The organism is Kineosporia sp. R_H_3, assembly GCF_002198675.1.
Classification (GTDB): domain Bacteria; phylum Actinomycetota; class Actinomycetes; order Actinomycetales; family Kineosporiaceae; genus R-H-3.
In genome coordinates this window covers 1-20,962 of record NZ_MWLL01000155.1, presented here as the reverse complement: position 1 = coordinate 20,962, position 20,962 = coordinate 1, and the positions used below count along the sequence as shown (strand labels likewise).

24 protein-coding genes are annotated in these 20,962 nt (G+C 75.8%); 14 read left to right on the top strand and 10 right to left on the bottom strand.

Annotated elements, in window-relative coordinates; translation table 11 throughout:
• The first annotated feature begins 124 nt into the window (after positions 1-124).
• The 4 genes from ECOMGDLI_RS16045 to ECOMGDLI_RS16030 are packed head-to-tail and all read left to right on the top strand — an operon-like array spanning position 125 to position 5,641.
• Positions 125-3,262, top strand: a complete 3,138-nt coding sequence (locus tag ECOMGDLI_RS16045; RefSeq protein ID WP_088317851.1) for an FtsX-like permease family protein — start codon at positions 125-127, stop codon at positions 3,260-3,262.
• Positions 3,259-4,104, top strand: a complete 846-nt coding sequence (locus ECOMGDLI_RS16040) for an ABC transporter ATP-binding protein (protein ID WP_088317849.1) — start codon at positions 3,259-3,261, stop codon at positions 4,102-4,104. The genes ECOMGDLI_RS16045 and ECOMGDLI_RS16040 overlap by 4 nt, the downstream gene beginning before the upstream one ends.
• The gene (locus ECOMGDLI_RS16035) at positions 4,101-4,811 is read left to right on the top strand and encodes an ABC transporter ATP-binding protein (protein ID WP_158221026.1); all 711 of its coding nucleotides are present in this window, start codon (positions 4,101-4,103) and stop codon (positions 4,809-4,811) included. Before ECOMGDLI_RS16040 ends, ECOMGDLI_RS16035 begins: the two co-directional genes overlap by 4 nt.
• Positions 4,808-5,641 (top strand): thioesterase family protein, encoded by an 834-nt coding sequence (locus ECOMGDLI_RS16030; protein WP_198954907.1) that lies wholly within the window; start codon positions 4,808-4,810, stop codon positions 5,639-5,641. The genes ECOMGDLI_RS16035 and ECOMGDLI_RS16030 overlap by 4 nt, the downstream gene beginning before the upstream one ends.
• Before the next feature lie 11 nt (positions 5,642-5,652).
• Here ECOMGDLI_RS16030 and ECOMGDLI_RS16025 read toward each other — a convergent pair whose 3' ends face one another.
• A complete protein-coding gene (locus ECOMGDLI_RS16025; RefSeq protein ID WP_088317846.1) occupies positions 5,653-6,282 on the bottom strand; it encodes a maleylpyruvate isomerase family mycothiol-dependent enzyme in 630 nt (209 codons plus the stop codon).
• Between the two features lie 59 nt (positions 6,283-6,341).
• On the opposite strand from ECOMGDLI_RS16025, the gene ECOMGDLI_RS16020 reads away from it, so the two are divergent.
• The gene (locus ECOMGDLI_RS16020; RefSeq protein ID WP_088317844.1) at positions 6,342-7,289 is read left to right on the top strand and encodes an NADP-dependent oxidoreductase; all 948 of its coding nucleotides are present in this window, start codon (positions 6,342-6,344) and stop codon (positions 7,287-7,289) included.
• Positions 7,290-7,312: 23 nt separating this feature from the next.
• Here ECOMGDLI_RS16020 and ECOMGDLI_RS16015 read toward each other — a convergent pair whose 3' ends face one another.
• Both ECOMGDLI_RS16015 and ECOMGDLI_RS16010 read right to left on the bottom strand, forming a co-directional pair.
• A complete protein-coding gene (locus ECOMGDLI_RS16015) occupies positions 7,313-7,885 on the bottom strand; it encodes an SRPBCC domain-containing protein (protein WP_088317843.1) in 573 nt (190 codons plus the stop codon).
• A gap of 4 nt (positions 7,886-7,889) precedes the next feature.
• Positions 7,890-8,195 (bottom strand): helix-turn-helix transcriptional regulator, encoded by a 306-nt coding sequence (locus ECOMGDLI_RS16010; RefSeq protein ID WP_198954906.1) that lies wholly within the window; start codon positions 8,193-8,195, stop codon positions 7,890-7,892.
• A 152-nt stretch (positions 8,196-8,347) separates the two neighbouring features.
• On the opposite strand from ECOMGDLI_RS16010, the gene ECOMGDLI_RS16005 reads away from it, so the two are divergent.
• Together ECOMGDLI_RS16005 and panB are read left to right on the top strand one after the other, a co-directional pair.
• Positions 8,348-10,138, top strand: coding sequence for an NAD+ synthase (locus tag ECOMGDLI_RS16005; protein WP_088317842.1), 1,791 nt, complete (start codon positions 8,348-8,350; stop codon positions 10,136-10,138).
• A gap of 13 nt (positions 10,139-10,151) precedes the next feature.
• Positions 10,152-11,072 carry a 3-methyl-2-oxobutanoate hydroxymethyltransferase gene (panB, locus tag ECOMGDLI_RS16000; protein WP_088317840.1) on the top strand — a complete coding sequence of 307 codons (921 nt, stop codon included), beginning with the start codon at positions 10,152-10,154 and terminating at the stop codon, positions 11,070-11,072.
• Positions 11,073-11,190: 118 nt separating this feature from the next.
• Here the strand turns inward: panB and ECOMGDLI_RS36840 are convergent, their stop codons facing one another.
• From ECOMGDLI_RS36840 to ECOMGDLI_RS15985, 3 genes are read right to left on the bottom strand one after another with little or no spacing between them, the layout of a single operon-like run.
• The gene (locus tag ECOMGDLI_RS36840; protein WP_158221025.1) at positions 11,191-11,796 is read right to left on the bottom strand and encodes a DUF402 domain-containing protein; all 606 of its coding nucleotides are present in this window, start codon (positions 11,794-11,796) and stop codon (positions 11,191-11,193) included.
• Between the two features lie 47 nt (positions 11,797-11,843).
• Positions 11,844-12,638, bottom strand: a complete 795-nt coding sequence (locus tag ECOMGDLI_RS15990; protein ID WP_088317884.1) for a helical backbone metal receptor — start codon at positions 12,636-12,638, stop codon at positions 11,844-11,846.
• Complete coding sequence (locus tag ECOMGDLI_RS15985; protein ID WP_088317837.1) at positions 12,635-13,636, bottom strand: TIGR03621 family F420-dependent LLM class oxidoreductase; 1,002 nt, start codon at positions 13,634-13,636, stop codon at positions 12,635-12,637. The genes ECOMGDLI_RS15990 and ECOMGDLI_RS15985 overlap by 4 nt, the downstream gene beginning before the upstream one ends.
• A gap of 172 nt (positions 13,637-13,808) precedes the next feature.
• On the opposite strand from ECOMGDLI_RS15985, the gene ECOMGDLI_RS15980 reads away from it, so the two are divergent.
• The 5 genes from ECOMGDLI_RS15980 to ECOMGDLI_RS15960 all read left to right on the top strand — a co-directional run bounded on the left by ECOMGDLI_RS15980 (position 13,809) and on the right by ECOMGDLI_RS15960 (position 17,898).
• Positions 13,809-14,465, top strand: coding sequence for a DUF2306 domain-containing protein (locus ECOMGDLI_RS15980; protein ID WP_158221024.1), 657 nt, complete (start codon positions 13,809-13,811; stop codon positions 14,463-14,465).
• Entirely contained in the window at positions 14,453-15,454 is a 1,002-nt protein-coding gene (locus ECOMGDLI_RS15975; RefSeq protein WP_088317835.1) for a TIGR03557 family F420-dependent LLM class oxidoreductase, read from the top strand. Before ECOMGDLI_RS15980 ends, ECOMGDLI_RS15975 begins: the two co-directional genes overlap by 13 nt.
• A gap of 103 nt (positions 15,455-15,557) precedes the next feature.
• The gene (locus tag ECOMGDLI_RS15970) at positions 15,558-16,865 is read left to right on the top strand and encodes an MFS transporter (RefSeq protein ID WP_088317833.1); all 1,308 of its coding nucleotides are present in this window, start codon (positions 15,558-15,560) and stop codon (positions 16,863-16,865) included.
• A 44-nt stretch (positions 16,866-16,909) separates the two neighbouring features.
• A complete protein-coding gene (locus ECOMGDLI_RS35950) occupies positions 16,910-17,452 on the top strand; it encodes a hypothetical protein (RefSeq protein ID WP_088317831.1) in 543 nt (180 codons plus the stop codon).
• Positions 17,449-17,898, top strand: coding sequence for a hypothetical protein (locus tag ECOMGDLI_RS15960; RefSeq protein ID WP_158221023.1), 450 nt, complete (start codon positions 17,449-17,451; stop codon positions 17,896-17,898). The genes ECOMGDLI_RS35950 and ECOMGDLI_RS15960 overlap by 4 nt, the downstream gene beginning before the upstream one ends.
• A 31-nt stretch (positions 17,899-17,929) precedes the next feature.
• Here ECOMGDLI_RS15960 and ECOMGDLI_RS15955 read toward each other — a convergent pair whose 3' ends face one another.
• From ECOMGDLI_RS15955 to ECOMGDLI_RS15945, 3 genes are all read right to left on the bottom strand, one after another.
• On the bottom strand, positions 17,930-18,130 hold the full coding sequence (locus ECOMGDLI_RS15955; protein ID WP_088317828.1) for a methionine aminopeptidase: 201 nt from the start codon (positions 18,128-18,130) through the stop codon (positions 17,930-17,932).
• A gap of 90 nt (positions 18,131-18,220) precedes the next feature.
• Positions 18,221-18,691, bottom strand: a complete 471-nt coding sequence (locus ECOMGDLI_RS15950) for an NUDIX domain-containing protein (RefSeq protein WP_088317826.1) — start codon at positions 18,689-18,691, stop codon at positions 18,221-18,223.
• Positions 18,692-18,702: 11 nt separating this feature from the next.
• On the bottom strand, positions 18,703-19,053 hold the full coding sequence (locus ECOMGDLI_RS15945; protein WP_088317824.1) for a glyoxalase superfamily protein: 351 nt from the start codon (positions 19,051-19,053) through the stop codon (positions 18,703-18,705).
• 82 nt (positions 19,054-19,135) lie between these two features.
• Between ECOMGDLI_RS15945 and ECOMGDLI_RS15940 the strand changes: the two genes are divergently transcribed.
• Both ECOMGDLI_RS15940 and ECOMGDLI_RS15935 read left to right on the top strand, forming a co-directional pair.
• Positions 19,136-19,504 carry a VOC family protein gene (locus ECOMGDLI_RS15940; RefSeq protein WP_088317822.1) on the top strand — a complete coding sequence of 123 codons (369 nt, stop codon included), beginning with the start codon at positions 19,136-19,138 and terminating at the stop codon, positions 19,502-19,504.
• Positions 19,505-19,573: 69 nt separating this feature from the next.
• Positions 19,574-20,704: a calcium:proton antiporter gene (locus tag ECOMGDLI_RS15935; protein WP_088317882.1), complete on the top strand. Its 1,131-nt coding sequence runs from the start codon at positions 19,574-19,576 to the stop codon at positions 20,702-20,704.
• Positions 20,705-20,724: 20 nt separating this feature from the next.
• On the opposite strand, the gene ECOMGDLI_RS34680 is transcribed toward ECOMGDLI_RS15935, so the two are convergent.
• A partial coding sequence (locus tag ECOMGDLI_RS34680) for a hypothetical protein (RefSeq protein ID WP_158221022.1) occupies positions 20,725-20,962 on the bottom strand: 238 nt, incomplete at its 5' end.

The following is a 20,962-nucleotide window of genomic DNA, read 5'->3' as shown; positions in this document are numbered from 1 at the left end:
GCCCAGCCTCACAGGGCCGCGTGTCGCCGCGGTAACAGGCTACGGCCTGGACCTCTCGACGGCGGGAGGCGGCCCCGTCCGCGAACACGGCCGTCTGCGGGGGCCCTGGCGCTAGCCTGACCCGGTGCTCGCCCTGCTCTGGCGCGCGGTGCGCTGGCGCCGGGCGACCTCGTTCGCCGTCCTCGCCGCCTCGGTCGTCGCGACCGCCGCGGGCACGCTCGGGCCGCTCTACGCGCGCAGTGCCGAGGAGTCCCTGCTGCGGCAGCGGGTCGCGCAGGCGCCCGCGGTCCAGGTCGGCCTCACGGTCGAGGCCCAGCTCGGCGGCCCCGGCCGGCTCACCGGTGACATGAGCAGCGACCCGACGACCGGCCAGGTCGGGCCGCCGGTCGTCGCGGACGCCGTCCGGGCCGTCGCCGCGGACCGCCGGCTGGACCGGTGGTTCGGGCCGCCCAGCGCGTTCGTCGAGCTCGACAGCACCTCCCTCGTGCTCGACGGCGGCTCCGTCGCGGGGCTGGCCCAGCCGGTGTGGCTCGAGCGGGCCTGCGAAGGGCTGCAGATGGACAGCGGCACGTGCTCGCCCGGCACCGGTCAGGTCCTCGTCTCGCGGCGGACGGCGCAGACCTTCCGGCTGGCGGTCGGCAGCACGGTCCGGCTCTCCCTCGCTCCCCGGCCGCTGCGCGTCGCGGGGATCTACGCGGACGTCGCCGCGGCCGAGGCCGTCTGGGGCGCCCGCTCCCCGATCCAGTGGACCGAGCCGCGCCAGCCGGACGACGTCCTCAAGATCGACGCCGTGCTCGTCGCGCGCGAGGACATCGAGGACAGGACGCTCGGCGGTGCCGCCGGCGCCTACCGGCCGCTGCGGCGGGACACGATCCTGCTCTCGACCATCGGCCCCGTCACCGCCGACGTCGCCGCGGTCGACCGCGACCTGCGCGCGGTCGCCGGCCGGCCGCCCGGCGCGGTCCGCGGCGTCGAGGCCGCGGACCTGCCCCCGATGACCCTGCGGAACCAGCTCACCGACCTGCTCGCCGAGGTCGCGCCGCAGCGGCGGGACCTGCGCGGCGCCGCGCTGGCGATCACGCTGCAGCTCGTGGCGCTGGCCTGGTTCGTCCTCTTCCTCGTCGTCGCGACGACGACCGAGGAGCGCAGCGCCGAGGTCGCCCTCGCGAAGCTGCGCGGCCTGTCCCTGCGCCGGACGGCGGTGCTCGCGCTCGCCGAGGCCTGCGTCCTGCTGCTCGCGGCCGCCCCGGCCGGGCTCGCGCTGTCGTACCTGGTCGTCAGCCGGCTCGTCGACGGCGTGCTCCAGCCCGGGACGTCGGTGACCGTGGACCGCACCGTCTGGCTCGCGCTCGCCGCCGCCGTCGTCGGCGGCCTCGTCGCCGCCGCCCTCGCGACGGCCAGGCTGCTCACCGCACCGGTCCTGGACCAGCTCCGGCGCACGGCCGGCGGCCGGGCGGCCCGGCTGCGGGGTGTCGCCGTCGACGCCGTCGCGCTCGCGCTCGCCGCGGAGGGCGTCTACCTGCTGAGGACCGGCGTCTCCGGCGCGGTGGCCCTCGCGACGCCGGCGCTGCTCGCCCTCGCCGGCGGGCTCGTCGCCGTCCGGGTGCTGCCGTTCGTGGCCCGGCTCGCGGTCACGGGCACCCGCGGCCGCCCCGGCGCCGCGCTCTTCCTCGCCGCCCGCAACCTGGCCCGCCGCCCGGCCGGCAGCCGGGTCAGCGTGCTCCTCGCCGTCGCCGTCGCACTGGCCGTCTTCGGGGTCCAGGAGTGGCGGATCGCCCAGGAGGCCCGGTACGACCTCGCCCGCACCCAGGTGCCGGCCGCGCAGGTCGTCCACGTCGCGGCGGTGCCCCCGTGGGCGCTCGCCCAGGTCGTCGGCAACGTAGACGCCGAGGGGTCCTGGGCGATGGCCGCCGTCAGCGTCGACGGGACCCTCGCGGTGGACTCGCCGCGGTTCGCCGCCGTGTCGGCGTGGGACCCGGCGTGGGTCGGGACCACCCCGGCCGGGCTGGCGCGCGTCCTGCGCCCGCCGGTCGACGCCGCACCCGTCACGGTGCGCGACACGCTCACCGTGACCGTGGACGACGCGCTGCCCGCGCGCTCGTCGCAGACGTCCCTCGGCGCCCGGCTCATCGCCCCCGACGGCACCGACCGGGTCGTCACCTTCGGCGCGCTCGCCCGGGGCACCCACGACTACCGGGTCCGGGTGCCGGCGTGCGGCGACGGCTGCCGGCTGCTGCGCCTCACCCTCGACGTCGACCCGTTCGGAGACGTCCAGCCGTCCGGCACCGTGACGGTGACCCGGATGTCGGACGCCGGCGGCCCGGTCGACGCCGGGCTGTCGTCCCCGGGCGGGTGGCGCCTCGCCCGGACGGCGTCGCTGACCCTCGACCCCTCCCGGGTCCGCCCGCAGGACGTGGAGACGAGCGACGCCGGGCTGGTCCTCACCGTCACGGACGGGACGGGCCCGGCCGCCGAGCCCGCCGACCACCCCGCGGACCCGCCTGCGGTCCTCGGGGACCGGGCGTCGTACTCGCCGTACGACAGCGGGTCCGACGCGCCGACCGTCCGCGTCGCGGGCCTCGACTCCTCCCAGCTCGTCGTCACGGCGACCGGCGACCGCGGCCCGCTGCCCGTCGTCGGACGTGCCGGCGCCCTCGTCGACCTGCGCAACGCCGTCGACTCCGCCACCGAGCGGCGCTGGGCCGAGGCGGACGCCCAGGTCTGGCTGTCGCCCGCCGCACCGCCGGACGCCGTCCGCCGGCTCGGGGCCGCCGGTCTGTCGGTCCGCGGCGTCGAGAACCTGGCGGACCGGCAGGCGGTCCTCGACCGGGACGGCACCTCGCTGGCCCTGGTGCTCTACCTCGTCGCCGCGGTCGCGGCACTGCTCGCGGGCGGCGGCGCGCTCCTCGCCTCGACGTACCTCGGCGGCCGCCGGCGCGCCTACGAGCTCGCGGCGGCCCGCCTGCTCGGGGCCCGGCGCTCCTCGCTCGTCGCGGCCGGGCGGGTCGAGCAGCTCGTGCTCGTCCTCCTGGGGGTCCTCGTCGGGGCGGCCACCGGCGCGGCCGCGACCTGGCTCGTGCTCGACGCCCTGCCCGCGGTCACCGGCGGGCCGGAGGCCGTCCGGGCGTACGGCGTCCGCTGGCCGCTGCTGCTCGCGGTGACCGGTGCGGCGGCCCTCGTCGCCGCGGCGTTCAGCGAGCTCGGTGCCCGGCGCGTCGTCGCCGCGGCCGACACCGGGCTGCTCCGGCAGGTGCAGGCATGAGCGCCCCCGCCCCCGCCGCCGCGGGTCTGCCGGTCCGGGTCGAGGGGCTGGTCCACATCTACCGGCTCTTCGACACCGAGGTCGTCGCGCTGCGCGGGGTCGACCTGACCATCGCGGCCGGCGAGACCGTGACGCTCTTCGGGCCGTCCGGCTCGGGCAAGTCGACCCTCCTCGCGGCGCTGTCGGGGCTCGTGCGGCCCTCGGCCGGCACGGTCCGGATCGGGGACGCGGAGATCGGCCGGATGTCCGAGCGCGAGCTGCTGCGCCTGCGCCGCGGCCGGGTCGCGACGCTCCTGCAGGGCGCCGGCCGCAACCTCCTGCCGTACGCGAGCCCGGCGCAGAACGTCGCCTTCGCCCAGCGCGGGACGGGCCGCCGGCACCGCGCCGACGCGGCCGCCGACCTGCTCGCCGGGCTCGACCTCGGCCACCTCGCCGACGCACCGCTCGCCGCCCTGTCCGGCGGCGAGCTGCAGCGGGTCGCCATCGCCGCCGCGGTCGCGGGCGGCCCCGGCCTGCTCCTCGCCGACGAGCCGACGAGCCAGCTCGACGCCGCGGGCCGGGACGCCGTCATCGCGACGCTGCAGCGGGTCAACGAGCGGTTCGGGACGACCGTCGTCGCCGTGACCCACGACCGCGAGGTCGGCGCCCGGCTCGGCCGCCAGGTCGTCATGCGGGCGGGCCGGGTCGGCGAGGAGGGCCGCGGCGACGAGCGCTTCGTCGTCGTCGGCGCCGACGGGGCGCTGCACCTGCCGCACAGCGAGCGTGACGCCTGGCCGGCCGGCACCCTCGTCGAGGTCCGCCGGGACGGCGACGACCTGCGCCTGGTGCGGAGGCAGCCGTGAGCGCGGCGGCCACCACCTCGGCGGGCACCACCCCCGCGGGGCCGCCGACCGGGCTCGTGGCCCGTGGCGTGACGGTGCGGTACCGCGGGCGCGCCGTCCTGGACGGCGTGGACCTCGACGTCCCGGCGGGCAGCGTGCTCGCCGTGACCGGCCCGTCCGGGTCGGGCAAGAGCACCCTGCTCGGGGTGCTCGGCGGGCTCGTCGTCCCGGACGCCGGCACCGTCGCCTGGGACGGCGCCTCGGTCGCGCTCGACGACCACCGCCCCGGCCGCCGGGCGGCCATGGTGCTGCAGGGCTACGGGCTGCTGCCCGTCCTCACGGCGCACGAGAACGTCGAGCTCGCGCTGCAGCTGGAGGGCGGACGGCGGGGAGACGGGTCGTCGGTGCGCGACCGTGCGTCCGCCGCCCTCGCCGACGCGGGCCTGGGCCCCGACGAGCTGACCGCCGACCGGCTCGCCGAGGAGCTGTCCGGCGGGCAGCAGCAGCGCGTCGCGGTGGCCCGGGCGCTCGTCGTCCGGCCCCGGCTGCTGCTCGCCGACGAGCCGACGAGCGAGCTCGACACCGCCGCGCGGGACGTCGTCCTCGCGGCCCTGCGCCGGCTCGCCGACGACGGCGTCGTCGTGGTCCTCGCCACCCACGACGCCGAGGTCGCGCAGTGGTGCGACGCCCGCCTCGACCTCGTCGACGGGAAGGCGTCCACCCGGTGAGCACCTCCTACTTCGAACCCGTCGAACCCGTCGAACCCGTCGGCGCGGGAGGGACGCCCGCGACGCAGCGGTTCGACGCTCACGAGCACTGCACCGGCCCGTGGTCGGCGGACGCGATGCACGGCGGCCCGCCGTCGGCGCTGCTCGTGCGGGCCTGCGAGCAGGTCGTGGCCGCGGCGGGCGGCACCGGGCTCCTCGCCGTCCGCACGGCGGTGGACTTCCTCGCCCCCGTCCCGGTCGGGCAGGTCGAGGTGACGGCCCGGGTCGTCCGGCCCGGCCGCCGGGTGGCGCTCGCGGAGGCGACGCTGTCGGCGGGCGGCCGGGACGTGCTCGTCGCGCGGACCTGGCTGCTCGCGGTCGCCGACCCGCCGGTGGCGCTGCCGGACGACGTCACCGAGGCCGGGGTGACGCTGCCCGAGCCGGAGCTCTGCCCGCCCGTCGGCGGCGACCGCTGGGACTTCCCGTACGGCCGCTCCATCGACTGGCGCGTCGTCGGCGGCACGCACGGCCGGGGTGACGCGACGGTCTGGGGGCGCGCCCGGCTCCCCCTCGTCGCCGGCGAGGAGCCGTCCGGGCTGCAGCGTGCCGTCCTCGTCGCGGACTCCTCGTCCGGGGTCTCGGCCGGGCTCGACTGGGACGAGTGGCAGTTCGTCAACGTCGACCTCACCGTGCACCTGACCCGGCCGCTCGCCGGCGACTGGGTCTGCCTCGACGCGCACTCCCGCTACGCGTCCGCGGGCACCGGCCTGGCCCGGTCGACGCTCCACGACACGCTCGGCGTCGTCGGGTCGAGCGCGCAGTCGCTCGTCGTCGCGCCGATGCGACGCTGACCTGGCGGGTCTCAGCCGACCCGCTGCCGCAACAACGGGACGCCCTCCCCGGTGAGGTCGTCGAGCGCCACCGCGCGGCCGGCGACGGCGAGCGCGACGGCCTCGGCCGGACCGCTCACCTCCGGGCCGTCCCCGTGGCTCCAGCCGAGACCGGGGACGGCGAGCCGCAGCCCGCGCAGCCGGCCGCGCGGGACGAACCCGAGCCGGGCGCGCCCCGAGACGAGGAACGCGAGCGCTCCCCGCCACGCGTCGTCCGACGCCGAGACCGGGAGCCCGAGCGGCCGGGCGATGTCCCGGACGTGGACGACGAGGTCGGTCAGCGGTGCCCACGGCCCGGTGCCGGGCGGCTGGAAACGCGTCCGGGCGTGCCGGCGCAGGGTGGCCGCGAGCTCCTGCGCGCCTCGGCCGCCGAGCTCGCGGGACACCTTCTCCGAGAAACGGTCCAGCCCGCCGGAGCGCACGGCACCGACCAGCAGGGCCGGAACGCCCACCGAGAACGGCATCGTCAGGTGACCGGCGACGTCCCGCACCCGCCAGGCGCCGCACAGGCTCTGCACCGCGAGCTGGTCGTCGTCGAGCGAGCCCACGAGGTCGGCGGCGCGGAGCCGTTCGACGGCGATGAGGTCCCAGACGTCGGCCACGGCGCAGACCCTACGCCGGGCCGGGGAATCACCGCGGCCGCCGGCGCCTTGCCTCGGGCATGACGCGTGCTGTGGTCGCCACCGCCTTCGGCGGTCCCGAGGTCCTGTCCGTCGTCGACGTCGAGGTCGGGCCGCCCGGTCCCGGCGAGGTGGCGGTCGACGTCCGGGCGGCCGGCGTCAACCCGATCGACCACAAGGTCTACAGCGGCTTCATGGGCTCGGACCCCGCGAGCCTGCCGATGCGCCTGGGCTTCGAGGCCGCCGGTGTGGTGACCGCGGTGGGTCCGGACGCCGTGGGCCCGGCGGGGCCGGTCGGCGTCGGTGACGAGGTCGTCGTGTTCCGCACGACCGGCGCGTACGCCGACCGCCTCGTCGTGCCCGCCGCGTCGGTCGTGCCGAAGCCGGCCGCGCTCGACTGGCCGGCCGCGGCCGGGCTCATGCTCACCGGTGCCACGGCGGTGCACACCCTCACGGCGACCGCGGTCGGGGCGGGCGACACCGTCCTCGTCCACGGCGCCGCCGGCGGCGTCGGTCTCGTGGCCGTCCAGCTCGCCGTGCTCCGCGGGGCCCGCGTCGTCGCGACGGCGAGCCCGGGGCGGCACGACGCGCTGCGGGCCCTCGGCGCCGAGCCGGTCGCCTACGGGGCCGGGCTCGAGGAGCGGGTCCGCGCGCTCGCACCGGACGGCGTGGACGCCTCGCTCGACCTCGTGGGCACCGACGAGGCCGTCGACGTCTCGCTCGCCCTGACGAAGGACCGGGGCCGGATCGCCACGATCGCCGCCTTCGGCCGCGCCGGCTCGGCCGGGATCAAGGCGCTCGGCGGCGGCCCCGGCGCCGACCCCGGCACCGCCGTCCGGGACGCCGCCCGCCTCGAGCTCGTCGACCTCGTGAACGCGGGCCGCCTCGTCGTCACGGTCGCCGCGACGTACCCGCTCGCCGAGGCAGCCGCCGCGCACGCGGCGCTGCGCGAGGGCCACGCGGCGGGGAAGATCGCGCTCGTCCCCTGACTCTCACGTGAGAGCAGCACCCCTCACGTGAGGTGCAGCCCGGCCGGCGGACCGATCGCCGAGGCCTCCGGGCCGAGCCGGACGACGTAGCACGCGTGCACGTCGGCCCAGCCGGGGCCGTCCGCCGCGGCGCCCGCGAGGGCGGCATCGAGCGCGTCGAGGCAGACGTGCCAGCCGGCCGCGGTCCGGGCCTCGGTGCCGCGCTCGGCGACCGTGTCGAGCAGCGTGAGCACGCAGCCGGCGCCGTCGTCGGACAGCTCGAACCGCAGGACGTCCGTGCCCCACGTGTACTCGAGCACCGCCGGCGGCTCGACGACGCGCATCCGGCCGGCGAACGGCTCGGCCTCGCCGCCGCGGAACTCGAACGAGAGCACCGCCCCGGCGGCCCGCTCTCCGACGATCCGCTGCGGGAACCACGCGGCGAGGTGCTCGTCCTCGGTGAGCGCGCGCCACACCTTCTCCCGCGGGTGCGCGAGCCGACGGACGAAGCGCAGCCGGCGGCCGCCGTCCGTCTCCTCGACGGTGCCGAACCGGGCCTCGTCGTCCTGGGTCGTGCCGTGCGTGCGGCGGTCGTGCGTGCTGTCGTCGTGCGTCATCGGGTCACTCCATCGTGTCGAGGTGCGCCTCGAGGGCGTCGAGGCGGTCGGCCCACAGGGCCCGGTACGGCGCGAGCCACGCGTCGATCTCGCGCAGCGGCTCCGCCCGCACCCGGTAGAGCCGCTGCCGGTGGACCGGCCGGACGGCGACCAGCCCCGCCTCGCGCAGCACCCGCAGGTGCTTGCTCACCGCGGGCTGGGACAGGGCGAGCGCCTCGACGAGCGACCCGACCGGCTGCTCCCCCGCACGCAGCACATCGAGGATGCGGCGGCGGTGCGGCTCGGCGAGCACGGCGAGGGCGTCGGGCACCCCGGCAGCCTCTCTCCCTCGTCATATGCCTGTCAAGGCATGTTTCCGGCCGTGGTCGGCGGCGCGCAGGCCCAAAGGCCGTGACCGAAGTCTCCGACTCACAGTCGGAAACCATCTCGGCAGGAGCGGGCGGCCGGTCCTACGCTGGTGCCATGCCGCAGCTGCGCCTCGCCCTGGCCCAGGTCGACCCCACCCTCGGCGACCTCGCCGGGAACGCCGCCCTCGTCCGGGAGTGGGCCGCGAAGGCCCGCGACGCGGGCGCGCACCTCGTGGCCTTCCCCGAGATGGTCCTCACCGGCTACCCCGTCGAGGACCTCGCGCTGCGCACGAGCTTCGTCGACGCGAGCCGGGTCGCGCTCGAGCGGCTCGCCGCGGACCTCGCGGCCGACGGGCTCGGCGACCTGCCGGTCGTCGTCGGGTACCTCGACCGGGCCGACGCGGACGGCGACAACGTCGCGGACGTCGACCGGCTCGGCGTGCCCAAGGGGTCGCCGCAGAACGCGGCCGCGGTGCTCGTCGGCGGGCGGGTCGTGGCCCGCTACGCCAAGCACCACCTGCCGAACTACGGCGTCTTCGACGAGTTCCGGATCTTCGTCCCCGGCCGGGACCTCACCGTCGTCCGGGTCCGGGACGTCGACGTCGCGATCGCGATCTGCGAGGACCTCTGGCAGGAGGGCGGCCCGGTCGCGCAGACCCGCGCCGCCGGCGCGGAGCTGCTCCTCGTGCTCAACGGCTCGCCGTACGAGACGGACAAGGACGACGTCCGGCGCGACCTCGTCACCCGGCGGGCCGCGGAGGCCGGCTGCGCGCTCGCGTACGTCAACATGGTCGGCGGCCAGGACGACCTCGTCTTCGACGGCGACTCGATCGTCGTGAGCGCCGGCGGTGATGTCCTCGGCCGGGCCCGGCAGTTCTCCCAGGCGCTGCTCGTCGTCGACCTCGACCTGCCGCACGACCCGGCCCATGCGACCGCGAGCGACGCGACCCGACCGGTGGACGGCGTCCGGCGGGTCACCGTCTCCGCCGAGCCGGTCGCGCCGTACTCCCCCGACCCCGCGTACCTCACCCCGGCGAGCGTGGCCGAGCCGCTCGACGGCGAGGCCGAGGTCTACGAGGCGCTCGTCGTCGGCCTGCGGGACTACGTGCGCAAGAACGGCATGCGGTCGTGCGTCGTGGCGCTGTCCGGCGGCATCGACTCCGCGCTCGTCGCGGCGATCGCCGTCGACGCCGTCGGGCCGGAGAACGTCGTCGGCATCTCGATGCCGAGCAAGTACTCCAGCGAGCACTCCAAGGACGACGCCGCCGACCTCGCCAAGCGCACCGGGCTCGACTACCGGGTCGTGCCGATCGCGCCGATGGTCCAGGCGTTCCTCGACAGCGTGCACCTCACCGGGGTCGCCGAGGAGAACCTCCAGGCCCGGGTGCGGGGCGTCGTCCTCATGGGGGTGTCGAACCAGGAGGGCCACCTCTGCCTGACGACCGGCAACAAGTCGGAGCTGTCGGTCGGGTACTCGACGATCTACGGCGACTCGGTCGGCGGGTTCAACCCGCTCAAGGACGTGCCGAAGACGCTCGTGTGGGCGCTGTCCCGGTGGCGCAACGCGGACGCCGTCCGGCGCGGCGAGACGCCGCCGATCCCGGACGCGAGCATCACCAAGGCGCCGTCCGCGGAGCTGCGCCCCGGCCAGACCGACCAGGACTCGCTGCCGCCGTACGACCTGCTCGATCAGCTCCTCGAGCGCTACGTCGAGGGCGCGCACGGCCGCTCCGAGCTGCTCGCCGACGGTTTCGACGCCGCGACGATCGACTCGGTCGTCACGATGGTCGACCGCGCGGAGTGGAAGCGCCGCCAGTCCGCACCGGGCCCGAAGATCTCCCCCGTCGCCTTCGGCCGGGACCGGCGCCTGCCGATCACGAGCCGCTGGCGCGAGGACGAGTCCTGAGAGAGGGATCGACATGACCGAGCAGACCCCGGCCCCGGACGCCGCAGGCACCTCCGGCGCGGAGCAGCCCAACCCGTACGGCGGGCGCGTCATCGTCCCGGACGCCGCGGCGCCGGGCGCCGTCCCTCCCCCGCGCCGGGTGCGGATCCACCACCTGCGCGAGCTCAAGCAGCGCGGCGAGAAGTTCGCGATGCTCACGGCCTACGACCAGTACGCGGCGGCGATCTTCGAGGAGGCCGGCATCCCGGTGCTGCTCGTCGGCGACTCGGCCGCGAACAACGTCCTCGGCTACGAGACGACCGTGCCGGTGACCGTCGACGAGCTCGTCCCCCTCGTGCGCGCCGTGACCCGCAGCGCCCGCCGCAGCCTCGTCGTCGCCGACCTGCCGTTCGGCTCGTACCAGGCCGGGCCGGACCAGGCGCTCGCGACGAGCATGCGGATGATGAAGGAGGGCCTCGCCCACGCGGTGAAGCTCGAGGGCGGCGCCCGGGTCGCACCGAGCGTCGAGAACGTCGTCGGCGCCGGCATCCCCGTCATGGCGCACATCGGGTTCACGCCGCAGAGCGAGCACGCCCTCGGCGGCTACCGGGTGCAGGGCCGCGGGTCGAGCGGCGTCGAGAAGCTCGTCGAGGACGCCGTGGCGCTCGAGGCCGCGGGCGCGTTCGCGATCGTCCTCGAGATGGTCCCCGCGCCGGCGGCCGCCGAGGTGACGAAGGCGCTGTCGATCCCCACGATCGGCATCGGCGCCGGCCCGGACTGCGACGGCCAGGTGCTCGTCTGGCAGGACATGATGGGCCTGCGGACCGGCAAGGCCCCGCGGTTCGTCAAGCGCTACGCGGACCTGCACGGCGTCATGCTCGACGCGGCGAAGGCATATGCGGACGACGTCCGCGGCGGCACGTTCCCGGCGGCGGAGCACTCGTTCGAGGCGTAGCCCCGCGCAGCAGACCACAACGCAACCAGAACCTGCTCCTCAGGCCTGTTGGTGCGGCCGGGGGCCGGTTGTGGTTGCGCTGTGGCTCCACGCCGGCTCCGGACAGCCTCGACACCGCTCAGGTGTGAACGTCCTGCCACCCGTCGACGAGTGTCGGCACGCCCCAGTCGGAGGGCGGGCGCCAGGCCAACCACTCCTGTGCCCGGATCGGGCTGCCGTCGCGCTCGACGACGTTCAGCAGTCGCGCCGCCTCCGCGCGAAGCAGCTCGGCCGTCCGGGCGTCGATGTGACCGGCAGAGACGGCATCGGCGAAGTCGCCCTCGTCCTTCATCCGGCCGGACCCGTCGGGGTCGACCACGAGGTCCAGGACGAGGTCGACCGTGTCGTACCCCTGCGCCGTGAGGCGGATCGCCTCCTGGAAGTTGACGTAGTAGCCGACGAAGATGCGGTCGGCGTCGTACTCGAGGTCGACGGCGTACCAGCGGTCGCGCGGGACGATCCTGACCAGGCTGCCGCCCGTCCAGGTCTGCCGCACCGAGACCCAGTCAGCCAGGTCGCGGACGGGGCCGCCGTCCGGTGCCCGTGCGGCCCGGAAGTCGGTCTCCGGGGCGAGGTAGAGCACGACGGCGTCCCTGGTGTCGGCGACCACGCGCATCGGCCACGCGGTCATCACCTCGCCGGCCCAGAGCTCGCGGTAGGTCACGACCTGTCCCGCGCGGAACATCGTCCTCCTTCGGAACATCGTCCTCCTTCGGAGTCGCGACTGCGGCGCTACCGCCCGGCAGCCCCGAGCAGCCCCGGCAGCTCCCGTGCCGCCTCGACGAGCGACGGCCCGTACCAGGTGAGCAGCCGGCCCGGCACGAGCACGGACTCCACGCCCGGGAAGGCCTCCGGGCCGTCGTCGGCGGTGAACAGGTACGGCTCGTCGGGCAGGACGACGAGGTCGAACCCGCCGGCCCGCCCGGCGAGCCCGTCGAGGTCGACCTTCGGGTAGCGCTCGGGGTCGTCGGCGAGGGCGTTGTCGACGCCGAGCCGGGCGAGGACGTCGCCCGTGAACGTGTCCCGGCCGACGGCCATCCACGGCCGCCGCCAGATCGGGACGAGGGCCCGCCGTCGCGGCGTGGCCGGGCGCGCGGCCGCCCACGCGGCGTCCGCCTCGTCGAGCCAGCCCGGCCGGACGAGGCCGCACGCGTCGAGCATCCGCGCGAGCGACCCGGCGGGGCCGAGCGCCGGGTGCGCGCCGGACACCGTCCGGATGTCGGTGACCCACACCGCGACCCCCGCGGCCCGCAGCAGGTCGAGGTCGGGATCCCGGTTCTCCTCGGCGTTCGCGAGCACGAGGTCCGGTGTGAGGTCGACGATCCGCGCGACGTCCGGGTTCTTCGTGCCGCGCACCCGGACGACGTCGAGGTCCGCCGGGTGCGTGCACCAGTCGGTGGCCGCGACGAGCAGGCCGGCCGCGGTCGCCGCGACCGACTCGGTGAGCGACGGGACGATCGAGACGACCCGGGTGACGTCGTCCGGGACGACGACCTCGCGCCCGGTGTCGTCGACGAGCGACCTCACGCGGGCGCCCCCGCCGCGGCCCGTGCCCGGTAGGCCGCCGCGACCTGGGCGAGCGGCACCCCGGACGGCGTGTGGGTGCACCACGACGAGACGCCCCACCGCGCGGTGCGCCGCTCCAGCTCTGCGGCGGCGTCCTCGGCCGTGCGGGCGAAGAGCAGGAACGGCGTGTCGAGCAGCTCGGCGGCCGTGATGTCGTCGCCCTCGGCGGCCCACTCGGCGGCGAGCGCCTCGGCGCGTTCGGTCGGGTCCTGCCCGATCGACACCATCTGGAGCAGGACGTCGAAGGTCGCGGGCTGCTGCCCGCGCGCCGCCCGCGCGGCCCGGACCTCGGCGACCCGCTCGTCGGTCTGCGCGGACGACGCGAGCCCGAAGGTGCCCGCGGGCCGGCCGGCGAGCTGGACCGCGCCGGCGAGGCCGACGACGCTGCCGTGCCGTGCCGCGACGTCCAGCCCGCGGGGCGACATCGCCGCGATGAACAGCGGGACCGGCTGCTGCACCGGCTTCGGCGCCTGGTCGTCGGCGGCGAGGGCGTCGCGGACGGCGGCCGCGAACGCGTCGAGCTCGGCGAGCCGGTCGGCGTACCGCGGGAACGGCAGCCCGGCCCTCTCGTGCTCCTTCGGCATGTGCCCGGCGCCGAGCCCGAGGTCGACCCGGCCGCCGGAGACGACGTCGAGCGTGGCGACGTCCCGCGCGAGCAGGACCGGGTTCCAGAAGCCGTAGTCGAGGACGTAGGTGCGCAGCCGCACCCGTGAGGTCACGGCGGCGGCCGCCGCGAGCTGGAGGAACGGTGACGGTGCGCCGACGTGGTCGGCCGCCGTGACGACGTCGAGCCCGTTCTCCTCGGCCCAGCGGGCCGCCGCGACCGGACCCGCCGGCACCCCGGCGGGGTCGTCGCCGGGCGGGCCGGCCGGCGCGGGCCCGGACGCGGGGTCCGCGAGCCGGCCGAGGTTGACGCCGAAGAGCGGGAGCGGGGTCGCCGAGGTGGCCGGGTCCGTCATGCGCCCATCCTGCGCAGACCGCAGGGCCCGGCGTCGACACCCGTTCGCTCATCGCGTAGCCGGCCGGCTGCCTGCCGGGGGCGGGCCGCAGCGCCGTGCGGGGGCTGTCCCCCGGCCCGGCCCGGGGGCGGGCCCGGTGGGACGGCGCCGCGCGGACCGAGATCGTCGAGGCATGACCGGACGCCGCCTCCTCTGGACCCTCGCGACGCTGCTGTCGACGCTCGTCGTCCTCGTCTCGTCGGCCTACCTGCGCTTCGACCCCGCGCTGTACTTCGACGAGCAGCGCGCCGTGTACCTCGCCCACCAGGTGCCGCTGTACCTGCACGTGACGGGTGCGATGCTCGCGCTGGCGACCGCACCCTGGCAGCTCTCCCGGACGCTGCGCCGCCGGGCGCCGCGGGTGCACCGGGTGCTCGGGCGGCTGTTCGGCGCCGGCGTCCTCGTCGGGGGCATCGGCGGGCTCGGGCTCGCGCCGACGGCGTTCGGCGGGCCGGTCGCCCGGGTCGGGTTCGCCGCCCTGGCCGTCGCGTGGCTCTCGACGACGGCGCTCGGGATCTCGGCCGCGCGCCGCCGGGACCTCGCGACGCACCGGCGCTGGATGGTCCGCGCCGTCGCCCTGACCTTCGCCGCCGTCACCCTGCGGCTCTACCTCGTCGCCTGGGGCTCGCTGGACGCCGCCGGGCTCGCGCCGGGCACGTTCGCCCAGGCCTACGCCGCGGTCGCCTGGCTGGCGTGGGTGCCGAACCTCGCCGTGGCGTGGGCGCTCACCCGTGACCGGTCGGGCGGGCGGGACGACGTCCGGCTAACCTCTGCCGCATGGCAGACCTGACGATCGGCTACGCCGCGATGCTCGAGCAGTTCGCGCCCCAGGAGGTCGTGGGCTACCAGGTGCTCGCCGAGGAGCACGGCTTCTCGGGATGCATGGCCGCCGACCACTTCCAGCCCTGGGTGCCGGCGCAGGGCGAGGCGTCGTTCGTGTGGAGCGTGCTGGCCGCCGTCGGCGAGCGCACCCGCGGTGACCTCGGCCCCGGCGTGACGTGCCCGTCGTTCCGGTTCCACCCGGCGATCGTCGCGCAGGCCGCGGCGACCACCGAGGCGATGTACCCGGGCCGTTCGTGGCTCGGCCTGGGCTCGGGCGAGGCGCTCAACGAGCACGTCGTGCCGGGGTACTGGCCCGAGGCGGGCGAGCGGTCCCTGCGGATGTGGGAGGCCATCGAGGTCATCCGCAAGCTCTTCGACGCCTCGCTGGCGAACAAGGACGTCAAGCACGACGGCCGGTTCTTCAAGATGGAGTCGACCCGGCTCTGGACGATGCCGGAGCAGGCCCCGCCGATCCTCGTGGCGACCGCGGGCCCGATCAACGCGAAGAAGACCGGCAAGTTCGCCGACGGGATCATCACCGTCGGCGCCCCGCTGGAGAAGATCGGCGGCCTCTTCGACAAGTTCGCCGAGGGTGCCCGGGAGGCCGGCAAGGACCCGGACACGATGCCGAAGGTGCTCCAGCTGCACCTGTCGTGGGCGCCGACCGACGAGGAGGCGCTGGCGAACGCGATGGACCAGTGGCCCAACGGCGGGATGAAGTTCCCCAAGGCCGACATCCGCTCCCCGTTCGACTTCGAGCAGATGGCCAAGCTCGTGCGCCCCGAGGACTTCGAGGGCCGGATGGTCATCAGCAGCGACCCCGACGTGCACCGGGCCGCGATCCAGAAGTTCTGCGACCTCGGCTTCGACCGCGTCTACCTGCACAACGTCGGCCGTAACCAGGCCGAGTGGATCGAGGTCTTCGGCCGCGAGGTGCTCCCCAAGCTCCACCGCTGACGACGGGGCAGCACCTGACGTCCGGGCGAGCGGAAACCCGGATGCGATCATCACCACCGGCTTGAGAGGCTGACCGCTCGTGCCCCGCCTCCCCCGTCTGCCGATGGTCGACCTCACGCCGCTGCGGACGTCGCGCGACTTCCGGCTGCTCCTCGTCGCCGGCACCGTGACCTACCTCGGCGCGATGGTCACCTACGTCGCGCTGCCCTGGCAGCTCTACGCCCTGACCGGGTCGAACCTCGCGGTCGGCATGCTCGGCGCGGTCGAGCTCGTGCCGCTCGTCGTGTTCGGGCTCTGGGGCGGGGCGATCGCCGACCACTACGACCGGCGCACGGTGCTCGTCACGACGACGGTCGCCCAGGTCGCGCTCACGGCCCTGCTCCTCGTCAACGCGCACCTGCCGACCCCGCAGGTCTGGGCGCTGTACGTCGTCGGCGCACTGCTGTCCGCCGTGACCGCGGCGCACCGGCCGAGCCGGGAGGCGCTGCTGCCGCGCGTCGTCCGGCACGACGAGCTGCCCGGGGCGCTGGCGCTCTCGTCGATCGGGATGCAGACCGGGCTGCTCGCCGGGCCGGCGATCGGCGGCCTGATCCTCGCCTCGGGCGGCGCGACGTGGGCGTACGCGGTGGACGTCGTCGGGCTCTCGGTGGCGGCCCTGCTGTACGTCGGCCTGCGGCCGGCCCCCGTGACGGACGGCGGGACGCCGCCGAGCGTCGCCGGCATCGTCGAGGGGATCCGTTACGCGGCCGGCCGGCGCGACCTGCTCGGCACCTACGTCATCGACATGGTCGCGATGTTCCTCGCGATGCCCACGGTGCTGTTCCCGGCGTTCGCCACGGACGTGCTCCGGCAGCCCGAGCTGCTCGGCCTGCTCTACAGCGCGGGAACGGCGGGAAGCCTCGTCGCGACGGCGACGAGCGGCTGGACGGCGCGCGTGCACCACCACGGGCGGGTCGTCGTCGTCGCGGCGGCCTGCTGGGGGCTGGCCACCGCGGCGGCCGGCCTCGCGTCGTCCGCCTGGCTCGTGCTCGTGTTCTTCGCGCTCGCGGGCGCGGCCGACATGGTGAGCGCCCTGTTCCGGCAGATCATCTGGAACCAGACCATCCCCGACGAGCGCCGCGGCCGGCTGGCGGGCATCGAGATGCTCTCGTACTCGGTCGGCCCGCTCGGGGGCCAGGTGCGGGCCGGGGTCGTCGCGGACGGGTTCGGCGTGCGGACCTCGATCGTCAGCGGCGGCGTGCTGTGCGCGGTCGGCGTCGTCGCGACCGCGGCCTGGCTGCGCGAGTTCTGGGGCTACGACGCCCGGACCGACGAGCACGCCGTCCGCGAGCGCGACCTGCGCGAGGAGCGGGCCCGCCTGGCGGACGAGCCGCTCCCCGGGGCGGACGTCGTCCGCCCCGACGCGACGTAGCCGATCGCCTGCGCGTGGTCGGTGTCGGAGGCGATCCTGGGGGCGTGCCGCAGGACCCGCCGTCGTCGCTCCCCCGGGTCGAGCTCGTCATGGCGCGCCGCAACCGGGTCGCCACCCTCGCGCTCGCGGTCGTCCTCACCCTGGGGTGCGGCGGGGTCGTGGCCGCCGGTGCGGACGACCGCGCGGGGTCGCCGTGGTGGGCGGCCGGCGCGGTCGCCGTCCTCGCCGCGCTCGCCTGGTTCGTCGCGTCGTCCGTGGTCGACCTCGTGCGCCCGGCCCGGCTCGTCGTCGACGAGGACGGCGTCACCGAGGTCGGCGCGTTCCGGGTGCGGCAGAGCGAGACCTGGGAGGACTGCGTGCGGTTCAGCCCGGCCGGCGCCGGCGTCGGCTTCCAGAACCGGGCCTACCGGCACGCCCCCGACGACCGGACGCGGCGCCGGCTGCGCGGCCGCTTCGGCTACCCGACGACGCTGCCCGCCGGCTACGGCGGCCTCGACCAGGCCGAGCTGCTGTCCCTGCTCAACCGCTACCGGGAGACGTTCACCGACCTGCACCGCCGCCGGGACCGGCAGCCCCACGACGGGTGAGCGCGACGGATCAAGAAGTCCGGGCGGCACGTCGATACCTGCTGGAGCGCAGCGGTGTTCCCACCGCCCAGGAGGAGGTCGTCATGGCGTGCAGCTGGCGTGAGGAGAACGGGCTGCGCTACCTGTACGCGGACTACCGCGACCAGACGCACGAGCAGCACATGGCGACGCTCGCGGAGTCGGTGACGCTCATCGAGGCTGCCGGGCCCGGCGTCCGTGTGCTCGTGCACGTCGACGGCCGCAACAGGCCGACGAGCGAGTTCCTCGCCGCGACCAAGAGCGCGGTGCGCGGCACGTTCGTGGCCCACCAGGTGCGCACCGCCTTCGTCGGCATCGACGGGTTCGGCCGGGTCGTGCTGCGGGGGCTGCAGCTCGTCGGCGGCGGGATCGGGGCGCCGGCGTTCCCGACCGAGGAGAAGGCGCTCGCCTACCTGGCCCGATCCTGACCCTGGCCCCGACCCGCGGCAGGACGCAGGCTCAGGCCTCGTCGTCCCCGTCGCGCCAGCGGCGGTCCTCCTCGTCCCACGACTCGGTGCGCTCGGCGGCCTTCTTCAGCGACTGCGCGGCCTCCGCCTCGCTGGCGTACGGCCCCATGAGGTCCTTGCCCTGGTTCTTGTCGTACTCCGTCTCGACCTTGCCGGTGCGGATGTTGAACCAGAACTGCGGCTGCTCGGTCATGGACGGCAGGCTAGGCGACCACCGAGCGCCCCGCCAGGACGTGCGGTCCGACTCCGGCTCGTCCGCGTGCCGGGCCGCTCGGACCGGCGCTCAGCGCAGGAGGCTGACGACCGGCGGCAGGTCGCCCGAGCGCAGCCCGTCGAGCACGAGCCGCTCGTGCGGGACGACCTCCGGCGGCAGCGCGTCGAGGCCGAACCACTGCATCGCAGCGCATTTCGTCGGCTCGAGCACGGTCGGCTCCCCGGCCCAGCGGGTCACCTCGAAGAAGAAGTCGCAGCGCTGCTCGACCGGAGGGCCGCCGACCTCGACCCGGTGCAGCGTCGTCAGCGCACGCAGGTCGCCGGCGTCGATCGTGACGCCGGCCTCCTCGCGCGCCTCCCGGACCGCTGCCTGCTGCGCCGACTCGTACGGGTCGACGTGCCCGGCGAGACTGGCCCAGAACCCGTCCATGTAGCCGGTGTCCTGCCGCAGCTGGAGGAGCACCTCGTCGTCGCGGCGCAGGACGACGTACGACGCGGCGACGAGCAGGCTACGACCGGTCAGCGCAGCGGGCGTGGTCATGGACGGCGACCCTACCGACGCGACTGCGGCACCGTCCCCACCCGGATCCGGTTGCCGTCGGGGTCCTTGACCTCGAACTCCCGCGCCCACGGGTTGTCGTGGATGTGCGTGACGCCGCAGGCCGCGGCGACGGTGTCCACGTCGGGCACGTAGAGGTAGACGAGGGTGTCCGGGCGGGCGTCCCCGCGGTGCTCGGACAGGTGCAGCCGGGCGGCGTCCGCGCGCCGGATCCCGATGTACCAGGGCATCCCCGGCTCGAACTGATGGCGGAACTCCTCGGTGAAGCCGAGGCGCCGGTACCACTCGGCGGAGGCCTCGGCGTCCGTCGCGCGGAGAACGGCTACGGCGTGGGCGTCGTCCATGGCGCCATTGTGCTCAAGGCCGCCGGGAAAGGCCGATGGGACCAGAGTATCTTGACATCAAGAGACCCACGAGGAGGCCGTCATGACCCGGGACGCCGTCGTCCACCACGTCCAGCTCGCCTGCCCCGCCGGCACCGAGGACGCCCTGCGCGCCTTCTACGTCGGCGCCCTCGGCTTCGAGGAGGTGCCGAAGCCGCCTGCCCTCGCCGCCCGCGGCGGCTGCTGGTTCCGGCGGGACGGCGTGGAGCTCCACCTCGGCGTCGAGGCCGACTTCCGGCCCGCCCGCAAGGCGCACCCGGGGCTGCTCGTCGCCGACCTCGACGGCTGGGCGGCCCGGCTCAGGGCCGCCGGGGCCCCGGTCACCTTCGACGACGACTTCCCCGGGATGCGACGGTTCTACACCGAGGACCCCAACGGCAACCGGATCGAGGTCCTCACGCCGGCGGGGTGAGGATGCACCACCGGCGGGCGACGGCATCTCGATCTGCGCACGGGTATGTGCACTGAAATGGTGGTGGCGATGACCACCGACACCCGCGCGACCCGTTCCCGGCTGCCCGCCCTGTCCTGGACGACCGTGGTCCCGCCGCTCGCGGTCGTGGTCCTCGCCCTGACCTGGGGCCGGAAGTTCGAGGGCACCACGGGCGCGGTCGTCGTGACGCTCGTGGCGGTCGTCCTCGGTGCGGCCGTGCTGGCCGCCGTCCACCATGCCGAGGTCGTCGCGCACCGGGTCGGCGAGCCGTTCGGGTCGCTCGTGCTCGCCGTCGCCGTGACGGTCATCGAGGTCGCGCTCATCCTCACGCTCATGATCTCCGGCGGGCCGGAGACCCAGTCCCTCGCCCGGGACACCGTCTTCGCCGCCGTGATGATCACGGTCAACGGCATCGTCGGCATCTCCCTGCTCGTCGGGGCGCTGCGCCACGGCATCCCGGCGTTCAACGCCGAGGGCACCGGCGGCGCGCTCGCGACCGTGGTGACGCTCGCGACGCTCTGCCTCGTCGTCCCGACGTTCACGACGAGCCGCCCCGGTCCGGAGCTGTCGTCCGGCCAGCTCGTGTTCGCCGCGATCGCCTCGCTGACGCTCTACATCGCGTTCGTCCTCACCCAGACGGTGCGCCACCGGGACTTCTTCCTCCCCGTCGCGACCGACGGCTCGGGCACGCTCGACGCCGACGTCCACGCGGACCCGCCGACGAACCGGACGGCGTTCGTCAGCCTCGGGCTGCTCCTTGCCTCGCTCGTCGCGGTCGTCGGGCTCGCGAAGGTCGAGTCGCCGGCGATCGAGAAGGCCGTCGCGGGCGTCGGGTTCCCGCCGTCCTTCGTCGGGGTCGTCATCGCCCTGCTCGTGCTCCTGCCGGAGACCCTGGCCGCGGTCCGGGCGGCACAGCGCGAGCGGATCCAGATCAGCCTCAACCTCGCGCTCGGCTCGGCGATGGCGAGCATCGGCCTGACGATCCCGGCGATCGCCGTGGCGTCGATCTGGCTCGACGGCCCGCTCCTGCTCGGCCTCGACCCGACCCAGATCACGCTGCTCGCGGTGACGATCGTGGCCGCGGTGCTCACCGTCGTCCCCGGCCGGGCGACGCGGCTGCAGGCCGCCGTCCACCTCGTGCTCCTCGCCGCGTTCCTGTTCCTCGCCGTCAGCCCCTGATCGCGGCACCCGGGACGGCGTCAGAACCAGGTCTGTCGCGGGTCCGGCGGCGAGTACTCGCGCCCGCAGCGCCGGCACTGGTGGAACACGGCCGAGGCCCCGCCGACGTCCGGGTTCCGCCGGTAGGCCCAGTCGTGCAGCCCGAACCGGCAGCGCAGGCGCCCCGACGCCCGGCGCAGCCCGTTCCGCAGCCGGTCGGCCGCCGTGATCCGGTCGGCGCGGGGCAGCGGGGGGCGGCCCGCGCCGACCGGATCACGG